Source organism: Pseudomonas putida (assembly GCF_028682395.1).
Classification (GTDB): Bacteria; Pseudomonadota; Gammaproteobacteria; order Pseudomonadales; family Pseudomonadaceae; genus Aquipseudomonas; species Aquipseudomonas putida_AB.
Genome location: NZ_JANHLC010000001.1, coordinates 374,789 through 389,367 on the forward strand (window position 1 = coordinate 374,789; position 14,579 = coordinate 389,367).

Consider the following 14,579-nt stretch of genomic DNA (forward strand, 5'->3'; position numbering starts at 1 on the left):
AAGGTCGCCCCGACCGGCAAAGCGGCCGTCAGGGCGACGCCATTACCACGGCATCAGGCGGCGGTTTCTTTCCAAGAATCCTGGGACTCGACACTGTCCATATCGGCGGACCAAATAATGGTTCCATAGGCAAAACTGATGTCTTCCATATGACCCAGCGCTTTATTGCTTTCGAGCAGACAGTTGGACACCGAGAGATGACCGGTAGCGACGGTGGCGTCCTTCAGCGTGATGGTGTAGTACTTTTCTGTCGTACCACTCTTCTGGTTGAACCGATAGAACGCCAGTTTCACCTCTTCAAGCGGCTCGCCCGTTACCAGGGCTTGAAGGATTTTGGGAGACGCTTTATCAAGCACCTTGGTCAGCTTGATCACCCCGTGCACGCGCTGGCCGGTGGGTTGTCCGGTTTGAGGGTTTCTGGGGATCTCGACCGTGTGCTCAACAGCCTGGATCTCTATTTCCCCTATGTGCCCAGCAACTTCACAGGAGCCTTCGATCTTGCCCTGTTTGGCGCCTTTGATAGTGAGGTAGCAAGGTAATGGCATGGCATCTCTCCTTCAAATGATCATCGTCGCCGCATGCGCCGACGGTGCGAGCACGGTCACCAGACCGCGCCCATAACGGCGCAACGCCAACATTGGCGCACGCCTTAAAGCCGAAAAGCCCTGAACGGCCTCAGCTTTTTTCCAGCTTGCCCACCAGCGACAAGGTGAATGAGGCCCCCATGTATTTGAAATGCGGGCGGACCTTCAGGCCGACCCGATACCAGCCTGGGTCGCCTTCGACGTCATTGACGGTGATCTGCGCCTGACGCAACGGACGCCGGCTGCGCACACCCGAAGCGGGGTTATCCATATCGGCGACATATTGGCGAATCCAGGTATTGAGCTCGGCTTCAAGATCGCCGCGCTCCTTCCAGGTGCCGATGTTTTCGCGCTGGATCACTTTGATGTAGTGCGCCAGACGACTGACCACAAAGATGTAGGGCAACTGGGTGCCGAGCTTGTAGTTGAGCTCGGCCTGCTTGGCTTCCTTGTCGTTGCCGAAATACTTCGGCTTCTGGCAGGAGTTGGCCGAAAAGAACGCGGCGTTGTCGGTGTTCTTGCGCATGGTCAGCGCAATAAAACCCTGCTCGGCCAGCTCGAACTCACGACGCTCGGAAATCAATACTTCGGTCGGGATCTTGGTCTGGGTCGCGCCCATGGCCTGGTAGTTGTAGATCGGCAGATCGCGCACCGTGCCACCGCCCTGCGGCCCGATGATGTTGGCGCACCAGCGGTATTGAGCGAAGCTTTCGAACAGCAGGCTGGAAAACGCAAACGCCGCATTGCCCCACAGGAACGCGTCGTTGCCGGCACTGACGTTCTCGTTGTAGACAAACTTCTTGGTCGGGACCGTGTCTTCGCCATAGGGCACGCGCAACAGAAAATGCGGGACCGTCAGCCCGACAAAGCGGGCGTCTTCGCTTTCGCGAAAAGCATTCCATTTGATGAACTGCGGCCCTTCGAGCACCGCCGCCAAATCATTCAGATTTGGCAGTTCGGCAAAACTCTCCACGCCGAAAAAACGCGCACCTGCCGCAGCGATAAACGGCGTGTGGGACATCGCCGAGACCGAGGCGATCGATTGCAGCAGCTTGATATCCTGCCCGCCTGGGTCAAACGCCCAATTGCCAATCAGTGCACCATACGGCTGGCCACCGAACTGACCGTATTCAGCGCTATAGATCACCTTGTAAAGCCCGGAGCGCGTGATGTCTGCAGCATCTTCAAAGTCTTCCAGCAACTTCTGCTTGGAGACATTGAGAATTTCCAGTCGGTTGTTTTCACGAAAATCCGTGCGATCAACCAACAACTTGAGCGAGCGCCAAGCCGATTCAAGCTTCTGGAACGCCTCCTGGTGCAGGATCTCGTCGACTTGCTTGCAGAGCTTGCGATCAAGCTCGGCGATCATGTCGTCGATCAACCCGGCACTGACCTTCTCGACGGCACGCGCCGGCTCCAGCAAACCGCCAATAAAGGCTTCCAGCCCATGGCGAGTCACGGCATAGGCCTCGTCTCCCGGCTTGACCCGGGCACTGGCGATCAGTTGGTCCAGAAGCGAGGAGCCGGCCATCAATGCGCCAGGCTGTGGGGTCGTTTCCTGCACCTGTTTATCCTGGTTCATGGCTGCTCCCCACTTTCGATACCCAGTTCGGCCAGCAACTGCTGACGAGTCATCTCATCCGCCATCAACTCCTGGAGGCTACGGCGAAATTCCGGCAGGTTGCCCATGGGGCCCTTGAGTGCTTTCAACGCATCGCGCAGGGCAATCAATTGCCGCAGTTGGGGAACCTGCTCCACCAGTGCATCGGGCTCGAAGTCACGCAGCGCGTTGAACTGCAGGCTGACCGGCAGTTGCTCGCCCTCTTCAGCGTTACGGTCCAAGCGATTGGGAATGGCGAAATCAAGGCTCAGCTTCTGCGCCTTGAGCACCTCGTCGAAGTTGTCTTTGTTGACGTTGATTGCACTGACGTCCTCCAATGGAGTGGGATCCTCACGCAAGGTGAAATCCCCAAGCACCAACTGTTTAAGCGGCAGCTCGATCTGCTCTTGCGCATCACCGGTACTTGAGCGGTAAACGATATTGATGCGCTCTTTGGGGGCTACAGAACCATCGCTGGACATGTCTTACTCCTGAAAAAAAGAACCGATGGATAAGGGCTACGGGTGTATTCAATGCTTGCTCTGGGCGGTCAGCATCCAGGCCGCATATCCATCCAGTGTCGCCAGGTGCGGGAGCCACCGGGCGGACAGTTCATTGTTGTGATTGGCCGACAGTGCGATCAGGCGCTGGACCAGAGCCGGCTCCCAAGCATCGAGACGCTGGCGGTGGACCTCAGCCAGCAACGACTCGAATAGCGCTGACGCTGCTGCCCCCGCACCAAAGCGCTGCATCAACTCGCACTGGGCCAGGCGCAGAGAGAACCGGTCGCGACCCGCATGACTGGCACCTACTGCCCTCTGCAGTTCAGCGAGGGCCTCACCGATCTGCCCCCTGGCTGCCAGTTGCTCGGCGGCCTTGATTCGCTGAACCGTCTCATCGACTACCGTCTCGGCGGGCGCTATGTGCACGGGCTCCAGCACCGGCTGCACAGCAGCCAACCAGGCTTGGGTCTGGAGGTCTGCAAATGGCAATCCGTTGGCAAATGCCTGACCGGCCAGCGCAGGCACCCGTTGCAGCAGTTCGTTAACCTCAAGCACCACTGCCGCAGCCGCCTCAAATGCCTCCAACTGCACCAGGGCGTTATGACTGGCGCGGCTCAGGTCAAACCAGAACGGCAGGCTCGACAAATGGGACTCGCAAAATCGCAGGATATGTTCGGCATCCGCACCTTCCAGGACCCGCGCAAAATGCTCCAACTGCATGCAACTCGGCGCCGGGATAACACTGCCCTCGGCGCCGGCTTCGGGGATTTGCCTAATACCACTCCAGGCCTGTAGCCGGTTCAGACGATAAAGCAGTGGCGATAGCAGCGATTGCTCGATGCATTGACTGACCAGAGCATTGAGAGCCTCGGGCACCGTGGCGCATACAGCCGCTGGCGGCGACTCCGGCACCAGCAACACCTCCTTCTGCACCGGCTGGGACGCGCCCTGTATTGCAACGCAGGGCAGCGCCTGGCATGCCCGCAGCACGCGAGCAAAATCCACAGGCTCATCGTCATGCCCTTGCCAAAACCCGGCAATGGCTTGCCAGCGGTTTTGCAATTGCTCCCACATGGGTTGCTCAAGTGCCTCAAACTCAGCCTTGAGTTCAACGTCCAGAAAGTCCAACAACCACAACAGCTGATTGCGCCTGGCACGCAGACGCGTCACTGGCGGGCTCATCGTTTCCCAGTGGCGATCAAACAGTTGCCACCACAGATCGAAGGCATCCAACAGACCAGGCAATCCCCGACACTTGAGCCAGGCACAACCTAGCCAGATCGCCGCACTGATCTCCCGTTGTTGCTCTAACACCTCAAGCGCCAGCGCTTCGACTAAGTGCCAGTCGATACGCTGGCTGTAGAGTCCGGTGAGCTTTTCCAGCTCGTTTTTCAGGGCCTGAAAGGCTTCTCCATCATCGTTCGCAGCATCCCCCCCCAATCCCATGACACCAAGGATTCGCAGTACACACTCGGAGGGATCAACAGGATAAACACTCAAAGTTAAGTCCGCAGTGTTATTAGTTATATTATTCATGACAATAACTCCACGAGCCACAACACAACTTTATTCTTAAATAAAAAGCCGACAGACCTCAAATGGAAAAACACAAAACAACAAAAACACGACCACAAAATAAAACCATGAAAACCCTAAGGAAAATCCATTACTCAACATAACAATCACGAAAAATAAAAAAATAAAATAAAAACTAATAAACAACTAAAAACACAACAATATGCCAACTCCTGCAGCGCATAAAATTGATAAACGCCCTCTCTGTTTTTCACTATTAGCGGCAAACCAATATAAAAAATAACGCCCATAAAAAAGCCCTCGTCTCACGACAAGGGCTTTTTCAACAGTCTGTCCAACAGTGCGCGTAAACGCGCCTTCCTGGGTTTTCTATTTAGTGAGAAACCGCCCCACTAGCACCCAGACCGGTTTGCGAACGAACGAACTGCGGGTAGAACAGCGCGCGCTCGTCAGCCCCTGCCTTGGATTTGTCGGTGATCGAGAAGAACCAGATACCGATAAAGGCAATCATCATGGAGAACAGCGCCGGGTACTCGTACGGGAAGATCGCCTTCTCGTGACCGAGGATCGACACCCAGATGGTCGGGCCCAGCACCATCAGGCCCACGGCACTGATCAGACCCAGCCAGCCGCCAATCATCGCCCCGCGGGTGGTCAGCTTTTTCCAGTACATGGAAAGCAGCAGGACCGGGAAGTTGCAGCTCGCCGCGATGGAGAACGCCAGGCCTACCATGAACGCGATGTTCTGGCTTTCGAAGAGAATACCCAGGCCGATTGCCAGTACGCCCAGAGCCACCGTAGTGATCTTCGAAACGCGGATCTCGTCCTTCTCGTTGGCCTTGCCCTTCTTGATCACGCTGGCATACAGGTCATGGGATACAGCCGAAGCACCGGCCAGGGTCAAACCGGCAACCACCGCCAGGATGGTGGCGAACGCCACTGCCGAGATAAAGCCCAGGAAGATACTGCCACCGACCGCATTGGCCAGGTGCACCGCCGCCATGTTGTTACCGCCCAACAGAGCGCCAGCAGCATCCTTGAAGTCAGGGTTGGTGCTAACCAACAGGATCGCGCCAAAGCCGATAATGAAGGTCAGGATATAGAAGTAGCCGATAAAGCCGGTTGCATACAGCACGCTCTTACGTGCTTCCTTCGCGTCGCTCACCGTGAAGAAGCGCATCAGGATGTGCGGCAGGCCCGCAGTACCGAACATCAGCGCCAGACCCAGGGAGAAGGCCGAGATCGGATCCTTCACCAAGCCGCCAGGGCTCATGATCGCCTCACCTTTAGGGTGAACCTTGATCGCTTCGGAGAACAGCATGTTGAAGTCGAAGTTGACGTGTTTCATGACCATCAGGGCCATGAAGGACGCACCGGACAGCAGCAGTACCGCCTTGATGATCTGTACCCAGGTCGTTGCCAGCATGCCGCCGAACAACACATACAGGCACATCAGGATACCGACGAGGATAACCGCGACGTGGTAGTCCAGACCGAACAGCAGTTGGATCAGCTTACCGGCACCCACCATTTGCGCGATCAGGTAGAACGCCACGACGACCAGCGAACCGCAGGCCGATAGCGTACGAATTTCCTTCTGTTTGAGGCGATAGGACGCCACGTCAGCGAAGGTGTACTTACCCAGGTTACGCAGGCGTTCGGCGATCAGAAACAGAATGATCGGCCAGCCCACCAGGAAGCCGATCGAATAGATCAGGCCGTCGTAGCCGGAGGTGAACACCAGCGCGGAAATCCCCAGAAAGGACGCCGCCGACATGTAGTCGCCAGCAATCGCCAGACCATTTTGAAAGCCCGTGATTTTACCGCCAGCGGCATAGTAGTCAGCCGCCGACTTGTTGCGTTTGGAAGCCCAGTACGTGATGCACAGGGTAGCGCCCACGAACGCGACGAACATCAGGATCGCGGAAACGTTGAGAGGTTGTTTGTGTACTTCGCCCGTCAGAGCGTCGGCGGCCCAGACGGCGGGCGCGAAGGCGGCAATGCCCAGGGCTGCTAATAGACGCTGGATCATTGCTGAGCCTCCTTGAGGATCGCGTTGTTCAAGTCGTCGAATTCGCCATTGGCGCGACGCACATAGATACCGGTCAGGATGAACGCCGAAATGATCAGTCCAACACCGATGGGAATTCCCCAGGTAATCGATGAATCAGGGCTGATTTTTGCCCCCAGAACCTGCGGCCCATAAGCAATCAAAAGGATGAAACCCGAGTAAAGCCCTAGCATGATCGCCGAGAGAATCCAGGCGAACCGCTCCCTTTTACTGACCAGCTCCTTGAAACGCGGGCTGTTTTGAATCGAGAGGTAAATGCTGTCGTTCATTGTTTTTGTCCTCGCAGCACAGATGAGTTGGAACGTATTCCACTTTAGGCGGCTGCAAGCGCGATTCCAGACGACCTTAGTCTTAGAGCCAAAAGCGCCGTAATGCCCACTGGGAGCGCCCTGGCGACGAATGGTCGAGCCGAAATTCGATGACGGAAGGCACGAAAAAACCGCCTGTCAAAATGACCAGGCGGCCTTGGAATAGCTGTTCTAGAGAGCTCGAAGTTCGATCATTGGATCCATTCAGCCACGCGTTCCGGGTGCTTGGCGACCCACTCTTTGGCCGCAACATCAGGCTTGGCACCGTCCTGAATGGCCAGCATCACTTCACCAATTTCATCCTTGGAAGCCCACTGAAATTTTTTCAGGAAGGCCGCGACTTCCGGCGCTTTCTTTTCCAGCCCCTTGCTGCCGATGCTATTGACCGTTTCCGCCGCGCCGTAAACGCCCTTGGGATCGTCAAGAAAGCGCAGTTTCCACTTGGCGAACATCCAGTGCGGTACCCAGCCGGTCACGGCAATGGACTCCTGCTTGTCTTCGGCCCGGGTCAGCTCGGCGATCATCGCCGCGCCGGAACTGGCTTGCAGCTTGTAGTCCAGCCCGTAGTCCTTGATCGCCTGGTCGGTCTTGAGCATTACCCCGGAGCCGGCGTCGATCCCCACGATCTTGTTTTTGAAGCTGGTATCGGTCTTGAGGTCGGCAATCGATTGCGCCTTGACGTACTCAGGCACGATCAAGCCGATCTTCGCGTCCTTGAAATTGGGGCCATAGTCGACCACCTTGTCCTTGTTCTTCGTCCAATACTCCCCATGAGTCACGGGCAGCCACGCGGAGAGCATGGCGTCGAGCTTGCCGGTGGCAACGCCCTGCCACATGATCCCGGTGGCCACGGCCTGCAGTTTCACGTCGTAGCCCAGCTTTTGCTTGATCACCTCGGCCGCCACATGGGTCGTCGCCACGCTGTCCGACCAGCCATCGACATAGCCGATACTCAAGGTCTTGGTCTCGGCGCTCGCCACTGTGGAGCTGATCGCCAGTACCAGGGCGGTACCGACGCCTAAGAGTCGTCGCATCTTCATCGTTGCTTCCCCGAAAAGTGCCGGGCCCGACGGTTGTCGAGCCGTATCACGCAGTTTTGTTAGAGCGCGCGGCGCCTCCTTCACGCCCCAGCGTCGAACCCGTTCGATTATCAGCGCAGTACTGATACCCCGATCATCGACCCCCGCCGCCTCGCAACCTGCTCTGACAGCGACCTCAAGGCAGCGGTAAACGACATCACAACGCCAGCAATCAGCGGCCTGGGAAACACGCCGTTGCAACTAAGCGCGAACTTTGCATGGCAAACCTCTGTGTACGTCCAAGGCCGGGGGAAATCCGGGTAAGATGCCCGGCTTCGATCCCAGACGGCCCGCCCATGTCCGCCAGAATCCGCTTTCCCCTACTGCCTTATCTCTTCGCCTCCCTGCTCGGACTGATCGCTCTCTGCGGTTTCTGGTACGGCCTTGGCCAACCAGTCCAGCTACCGGATGTGGCGAGCACCTCGCACAAGCTGCAATGCGCCTCCTACACCCCGTTCGACAAGGACCAGTCACCGTTCGACCAGCCTTTTGCGCTGCGCCCCGAGCGCATGGATGCCGACCTGGCACTGCTGGCGACCCGCTTCGAATGCATCCGCACCTATTCCATGACTGGCCTCGAGGGCCTGCCTGATCTCGCCCGCAAGCACGGCCTCAAGCTGATGAGCGGGGCCTGGATCGGCCGCAACCCGGTGGACAACGCCAAGGAAGTCGAGGCCCTGATCGCCTCGGCCAATGCCAACCCGGACGTCGTGACCTCGGTGATCGTCGGCAACGAAGTCCTGCTGCGCAAGGAAATAACCGCAGGGCAACTGGTCGAGTTGATCCAGCAGGTCAAGCGCCAGATCCAGCAGCCGGTAACGTACGCCGATGTCTGGGAGTTCTGGTTGCAGCACCCGCAAATCGCCCCGGCCGTGGACTTCCTGACCATCCACCTGTTGCCTTACTGGGAAGATGACCCAGCCGGCATCGACCAGGCCCTGCATCATGTCGGTGAGATCCGCCAGGTCTTTGGCAACCGCTTCGCCCCCAAGGAAGTGGTCATCGGCGAAACCGGCTGGCCCAGCGAAGGCCGCCAGCGCGAAACCGCCCTGCCCAGCCGGGTCAATGAAGCCCGCTTTATTCGCGGTTTCGTCGCCATGGCCGAGCAGCAAGGCTGGCGCTACAACCTGATCGAAGCCTTCGATCAACCCTGGAAACGCGTCAGTGAAGGCGCCGTTGGCGGCTACTGGGGGTTGTACGACGCGGATCGCCAGGACAAGGGCATCCTCACCGGACCGGTGTCCAACCTACCGAACTGGCCACTCTGGCTGGGCTTTGGCGGCCTGCTGTTCGTCGCCACCCTGCTGCTCGGCGGCGCCGTTCGCGGCACCCGCGCCGCACTGCTCCTGCCGATGCTTGGCGCGCTGGGTGCCTGCAGCATCGGTGCCTGGATGGAATTGAGCTGGGTGACCAGCCGCTTTGCTGGCGAATGGCTCTGGGCTGGCTTGTTGACCGGTTTGAACCTGCTGGTACTGGCCCATGGCGCGCTGGCCTTGAGTCAACGCGCCGGTTGGCGTGGGCGCTGTTTCGCCTGGCTGGAACAGCGTTCGGGCTGGTGGCTGGTGGCCGCCGGGTTCGCGGGGGCCGTCATGCTGTTGGCTTTGGTCGTCGATCCCCGCTATCGCAGTTTCCCGAGCGCCGCACTGCTGCTACCGGCCGTGGTGTATCTGTGCCGCCCGGTCAGTGGCCCGCGTCGGGAAGTCGCTCTGCTGGCCTTTATCATCGGCGCCGGGATCGCCCCGCAGCTGTACCGCGAAGGCCTGGAAAACCTGCAGGCCTGGGGCTGGGCAGCGGTCTGCGCACTGCTGGTGATTGCCCTGTGGCGTAGTTTGAGGGTTCGGGCGTAGGTCGCCCTTCACAGGCAAGAACGAGCTTGCTCGCGATCTTTAACGGTTTAGACAGCGCTAAAGGTCGCGAACAAGCGTCTACAAAACAGAAACAGAAGATGGCATCAGGGACGCGGCGAGCGCACCAGGCGCAAGGCCGCGATCACCACCGCAAAGACCGCCATGCTGGTGTTGTAGAGCGCCAACGCCGGGAAGCCGAAAAACAACCCGAGCAAGGCCAACACCCAGCCCGCACGCCCCGACAACAAAAAGCCGGCGATCGACGTCGCCAGCGCCAGCCAGCCCAATACCTTGAAGTGGATCATCAGGCCCAAAGTCGAACGTGCCTGACACTCCCAGCGCGACGCCTCCTCGATACACAACCCAACCCAGCGGGCATCTTCCATCAGCCCGTAGCGCAGGCCATAACTGGCAGCCAGCCATAACGGCAGGGCGAGAAGCAGCAAAACGAGCGGCAAGCGGCGGGACATAAGGCACTCCGATAGGCAAAAACGGCGCCCAGCATAATCGCCCATTCAGGGTATGCAACCCGCCAGGCGAGATATCTGGTCATCGAACTAAGGCAAAGTGTATCGTCTACCCTGTATTTCCTAAGCGCCGGCCAGCCCTTTTCAGGAATTCGCCGCGAGGCATGGCACTTCGGCAGTAGCACGACGGTCATAGCCAGCGAATATCACTCAGCACTCTTGCTCAAAGGAATGTCGTCATGCCCCTGTCACTGCGCTTCGCTGCCTTGTTTGGCGGCCTTTTCCTGAGTGCATCCGCGCTGGCGGTGGATATCGATGCCAGCACCTACGGCTATCCGCTGACCAACCCGTTCGAAGCAACCATTGCTAGCACCCCGCCGGACCTGCGCCCGGAACTGCCAAACGACGACGATATCAATCAGTCGGATTACACCCTCACCCTGCGCCCGGAACGTGAATTCATCCTGCCGGCCAACTTCTGGCCGGTGAAGAAACTGACCTACCGCCTGGCCCGCCAGGACCATGCCGCACCGCTGATCTTCCTGATCGCCGGCACTGGCGCGCCCTACTCCAGCAGCCTCAACGAATACCTGAAGAAGCTCTACTACAAGGCGGGCTATCACGTCGTGCAGTTGTCCTCGCCGACCAGCTACGACTTCATCAGCGCAGCCTCGCGCTTCGCCACGCCCGGCGTGAGCCAGGAAGATGCCGAAGACCTCTATCGGGTCATGCAGGCCGTGCGGGCCCAGAACCCGAGGCTACCGGTGACCGACTATTACCTTACCGGCTACAGCCTGGGCGCATTGAACGCGGCGTTTGTCAGCCACCTGGACGAGACCCGGCGCAGCTTCAACTTCAAGAAAGTCCTGCTACTCAACCCGCCGGTCAACCTCTACACCTCGATCACCAACCTGGACAAAATGGTCCAGACCGAGGTCAAGGGCATCAATAACAGCACCACTTTCTATGAGCTGGTGCTGTCCAAGCTGACCCGCTATTTCCAGGAAAAGGGTTATATCGACCTTAACGATGCCCTGCTCTACGACTTCCAGCAGTCCAAGGAACACCTGACCAACGAACAGATGGCCATGCTGATCGGCACCTCATTCCGCTTCTCTGCGGCCGATATCGCCTTTACCTCGGACCTGATCAACCGCCGCGGCCTGATTACCCCACCCAAATACCCGATCACCGAAAGCACCAGCCTGACGCCGTTTTTCAAACGGGCCCTGCAATGCGACTTCGACTGCTACCTCACCGAGCAGGTGATCCCGATGTGGCGCGCGCGCACCGGTGGCGGCAGCCTGCTGCAATTGATCGATCAGGTCAGCCTCTATGCCTTGCAGGACTACCTGCACAACAGTTCGAAGATCGCGGTGATGCATAACGCCGACGACGTGATCCTCGGCCCCGGCGACCTGGGTTTTCTGCGCAAGACCTTTGGCGATCGTTTGACCGTCTACCCGCTGGGTGGCCACTGCGGCAACCTCAATTACCGCGTCAATAGCGACGCCATGCTGGAGTTCTTCCGTGGCTAAACACCTTCTGCTTATCGCGGCGTTGCTCTGCACTGGCCAGGCCCTGGCCGACGACACCCGCACCGCCTCCCCCAGGAGCGTCGACCCGGACGGCTTCACCGAACCGCTCAAACAATTGAAGTTCAACCCCGGTCTGGACCAGCGCGAGTTCGAGCGCTCGACCCTGAATGCGCTGAATGTCTACGACCCCCTGGAGTCGTGGAATCGCCGTGTGTATCACTTCAACTACCGGTTCGATCAGTGGGTCTTTCTGCCGGTGGTCAATGGCTACCGCTTTATCACCCCGAACTTTGTACGCAGCGGCGTAAGCAACTTCTTCAACAACCTAGGCGATGTGCCGAACCTGCTCAACAGCCTGCTGCAGTTCAAGGGCCAGCGCTCGATGGAAACCACCGCGCGGCTGCTGCTCAACACCACAATCGGCATCGCCGGCCTGTGGGACCCAGCCACCAAAATGGGGCTGGCACGCCAGACTGAAGACTTTGGCCAGACCCTGGGCTTCTATGGTGTTCCGGGTGGCGCCTACTTCGTTCTGCCGCTGCTGGGCCCTTCCAATCTGCGCGACACCACCGGGCTGATCTTCGATTACACCGCCGAGAGCCAGATCAACTTTCTCAATGTTGCCGAAGTCAGCGATAACCACCCGGAAATCTGGGTGCTACGTGCGGTCGACAAACGCTACACCACGCATTTCCGCTATGGCCAGCTGGACTCGCCGTTCGAGTACGAGAAGGTGCGGTATGTCTATACCGAGGCGCGCAAGCTGCAGATAGCCGAGTAGCGCACCGTGGCAGTCCTCAAGCGGCAAGTGGCAACACGTGCCGCTTGGCGCTTGATGCGGCTTTAAACCTCTAGAAACCTGCAGAGCTCGACGCGTTTGGCCAAGGCGTCTCGCCGGCCAAGTTCGATCAGTTCGCTGCAGTAGGCCGCTTCGAACAGCAGATAGCTGAGTACGCCCGCACCGCTGGTTTTGGTCGCACCAGGGCCGCGCAGGAACAGGCGCAGGGCCGCTGGCAATTCATGGCGGTGGCGGGCGGCGATTTCGTCGATAGGCTGGCTGGGCGCAATGACCAGTACATCCACCGGTGCCAGGCCCAGGCGGCGCGGCTGCGTGCCCGGGAGCAACTGGCCAAGCTGGTTGAGCCGCTGCAGCAATTCGATATCGCTTTCCAGGCTGTCAATAAAGGTGCTGTTGAGCATATGCCCGCCAATCTGCGCCAGGCTCGGTTGCTGGCCACTGCAGATACGCGGCGCCATCTCTTCGCCATCTAGCCCGCGCGGGTTGCCACTGACGCCCACCACCAGCACTCGGTTCGCGCCCAGGTGCAACGCCGGGCTGATGGGTGCCGACTGACGGACAGCACCGTCACCGAAGTACTCCTGGTCCAGCTTGACCGGCGCAAACAGCAAGGGAATCGCCGAACTGGCCAGCAAATGGTCGATACTCAAACGGGTCGGCACACCAATACGACGATGGCGTAGCCAGGCGTCGATGGTGCCTTTACCTTGATAAAAGGTCACCGCCTGGCCGGACTCATAACCGAATGCCGTAACCGCCACCGCGCGCAGCTTCTGCTGGGCGATGGCGTCCTCGATGCCGCCCAGGTGCAGCCGCTCGCTGAGCAGCTCGCGCAAGGGCGAGCTATCGAGCAAGGCCACCGGGGCCTGCTCGCCCAATCCCAGCAAGCTATGGCCGACGAAACGGCTGGCCTGGCGAATCACCCCAGGCCAGTCGCTGCGCAAGACCAAATGGCTACGAAAGCCTTGCCAGAAGGCCGTCAGGCGTTCGATGGCGGCCTTGAAGTCCAACGCCCCGCTGGCCAGCGTTACAGCATTGATCGCCCCGGCAGACGTGCCGACGATCACCGGAAACGGATTGCTCGCCCCCGCCGGCAACAGCTCGGCGATGGCGGCCAACACCCCCACCTGATAGGCCGCCCGCGCACCGCCGCCGGAAAGGATCAGACCGGTAACCGGCTGGGCTGGACTCATGGCAACACTCCATTGATTGCAAACGTGAGGCAGAAAAACCTAAGACGGATACCGCAGCCGCCGCTGTTTCAACGACGCTTTTCGTACAGCTTCGGCTCGCCCGGCGGACGACTCTTGAATCGCCGATGGGCCCACAGATATTGCTCGGGGCACGCCCGCACCGACGCTTCGACCCACTGGTTGATCCGCAGGCAATCCGCCTCTTCGGTCTCGCCCGGGAACGCGTCCAGCGGCGGATGAATCACCAGGCGATAACCACTGCCATCGGCCAGGCGCTCCTGGGTAAACGGCACCACCAGGGCCCGGCCCAAGCGGGCAAACTTGCTGGTGGCTGTTACCGTCGCCGCCTGAATACCGAACAACGGCACGAAAACACTCTGCTTGGCACCATAGTCCTGGTCCGGTGCGTACCAGATCGCCCGCCCGACCCGCAGCAGCTTGAGCATGCCGCGCACGTCTTCGCGCTCCACCGCCAGGGAATCGAGGTTATGCCGCTCGCGGCCCCGGCGCTGAATGTAGTCAAACAGCGGATTCTTGTGCTCGCGGTACATGCCATCGATCGTGTGCTGCTGCCCCAGCAGGGCCGCGCCGATTTCCAGCGTGGTGAAGTGCAGAGCCATCAGGATCACGCCCTTGCCTTCGCGCTGGGCCTGCTTCAGATGCTCCAGCCCTTCGATATGGGCCAGCCGGGCCAACCGACGGCGAGACCACCACCAACTCATGGCCATTTCAAAGAAGGCAATGCCGGTGGACGCAAAATTTTCCCGCAACAGGCGCTCGCGCTCGGCGGCGGATTTTTCCGGGAAGCACAATTGCAGGTTGCGCGCCGCGATCCGTCGTCGCTCGCTGGCCACGCGATACATCAACGCACCCAAGCCGCGACCGATGCGCAGCAGCACGCCGTAAGGCAGTTGAACAATCAGCCAGAGCAGGCCAAGCCCCAGCCAAAGCGGCCAGAAACGCGGAAGAAAAAATTCGGCACGTAAACGTGGGCGATCCATTACAGATTCCGGACAGACACAAGGTCGCGCATTCTACAACGGTTCGCCCCGGC

The 14,579-nt window shown here is 59.2% G+C and carries 13 protein-coding genes; 3 read left to right on the plus strand and 10 right to left on the minus strand.

Translation table 11 applies throughout. The features are described from left to right. Positions 1–53 precede the first annotated feature (53 nt). The 7 genes from NPS46_RS01750 to NPS46_RS01780 all read right to left on the minus strand — a co-directional run bounded on the left by NPS46_RS01750 (position 54) and on the right by NPS46_RS01780 (position 7,642). Complete coding sequence (locus tag NPS46_RS01750) at positions 54–545, minus strand: Hcp family type VI secretion system effector (protein ID WP_274104667.1); 492 nt, start codon at positions 543–545, stop codon at positions 54–56. A gap of 130 nt (positions 546–675) precedes the next feature. Next, complete coding sequence (gene tssC / locus NPS46_RS01755) at positions 676–2,115, minus strand: type VI secretion system contractile sheath large subunit (protein ID WP_274105377.1); 1,440 nt, start codon at positions 2,113–2,115, stop codon at positions 676–678. Positions 2,116–2,162: 47 nt separating this feature from the next. Next, complete coding sequence (tssB, locus tag NPS46_RS01760; protein WP_274104668.1) at positions 2,163–2,666, minus strand: type VI secretion system contractile sheath small subunit; 504 nt, start codon at positions 2,664–2,666, stop codon at positions 2,163–2,165. 48 nt (positions 2,667–2,714) lie between these two features. Continuing rightward, positions 2,715–4,133, minus strand: coding sequence for a TssA family type VI secretion system protein (locus NPS46_RS01765; protein ID WP_274104669.1), 1,419 nt, complete (start codon positions 4,131–4,133; stop codon positions 2,715–2,717). 463 nt (positions 4,134–4,596) lie between these two features. Next, on the minus strand, positions 4,597–6,255 hold the full coding sequence (locus tag NPS46_RS01770; protein ID WP_274104670.1) for a cation acetate symporter: 1,659 nt from the start codon (positions 6,253–6,255) through the stop codon (positions 4,597–4,599). Beyond that, positions 6,252–6,563, minus strand: coding sequence for a DUF485 domain-containing protein (locus NPS46_RS01775; RefSeq protein WP_274104671.1), 312 nt, complete (start codon positions 6,561–6,563; stop codon positions 6,252–6,254). Before NPS46_RS01775 ends, NPS46_RS01770 begins: the two co-directional genes overlap by 4 nt. Before the next feature lie 230 nt (positions 6,564–6,793). After that, positions 6,794–7,642, minus strand: coding sequence for a glycine betaine ABC transporter substrate-binding protein (locus NPS46_RS01780; protein WP_274104672.1), 849 nt, complete (start codon positions 7,640–7,642; stop codon positions 6,794–6,796). A gap of 335 nt (positions 7,643–7,977) precedes the next feature. Here NPS46_RS01780 and NPS46_RS01785 point away from each other — a divergent pair, with 335 nt between their 5' ends. Further along, the gene (locus NPS46_RS01785) at positions 7,978–9,528 is read left to right on the plus strand and encodes a beta (1-6) glucans synthase (protein WP_274104673.1); all 1,551 of its coding nucleotides are present in this window, start codon (positions 7,978–7,980) and stop codon (positions 9,526–9,528) included. Between the two features lie 104 nt (positions 9,529–9,632). Here NPS46_RS01785 and NPS46_RS01790 read toward each other — a convergent pair whose 3' ends face one another. After that, positions 9,633–9,998: a hypothetical protein gene (locus NPS46_RS01790; protein ID WP_274104674.1), complete on the minus strand. Its 366-nt coding sequence runs from the start codon at positions 9,996–9,998 to the stop codon at positions 9,633–9,635. Positions 9,999–10,234: 236 nt separating this feature from the next. On the opposite strand from NPS46_RS01790, the gene NPS46_RS01795 reads away from it, so the two are divergent. Both NPS46_RS01795 and NPS46_RS01800 read left to right on the plus strand, forming a co-directional pair. Further along, positions 10,235–11,533, plus strand: coding sequence for a serine/threonine protein kinase (locus tag NPS46_RS01795; RefSeq protein ID WP_274104675.1), 1,299 nt, complete (start codon positions 10,235–10,237; stop codon positions 11,531–11,533). 13 nt (positions 11,534–11,546) lie between these two features. Beyond that, positions 11,547–12,314 (plus strand): MlaA family lipoprotein, encoded by a 768-nt coding sequence (locus tag NPS46_RS01800; RefSeq protein ID WP_425312687.1) that lies wholly within the window; start codon positions 11,547–11,549, stop codon positions 12,312–12,314. Between the two features lie 62 nt (positions 12,315–12,376). Here NPS46_RS01800 and NPS46_RS01805 read toward each other — a convergent pair whose 3' ends face one another. Further along, on the minus strand, positions 12,377–13,525 hold the full coding sequence (locus NPS46_RS01805; protein WP_274104677.1) for a patatin-like phospholipase family protein: 1,149 nt from the start codon (positions 13,523–13,525) through the stop codon (positions 12,377–12,379). Between the two features lie 68 nt (positions 13,526–13,593). Further along, complete coding sequence (locus NPS46_RS01810) at positions 13,594–14,526, minus strand: lipid A biosynthesis lauroyl acyltransferase (protein ID WP_274104678.1); 933 nt, start codon at positions 14,524–14,526, stop codon at positions 13,594–13,596. Between the last annotated feature and the right edge of the window lie 53 nt (positions 14,527–14,579).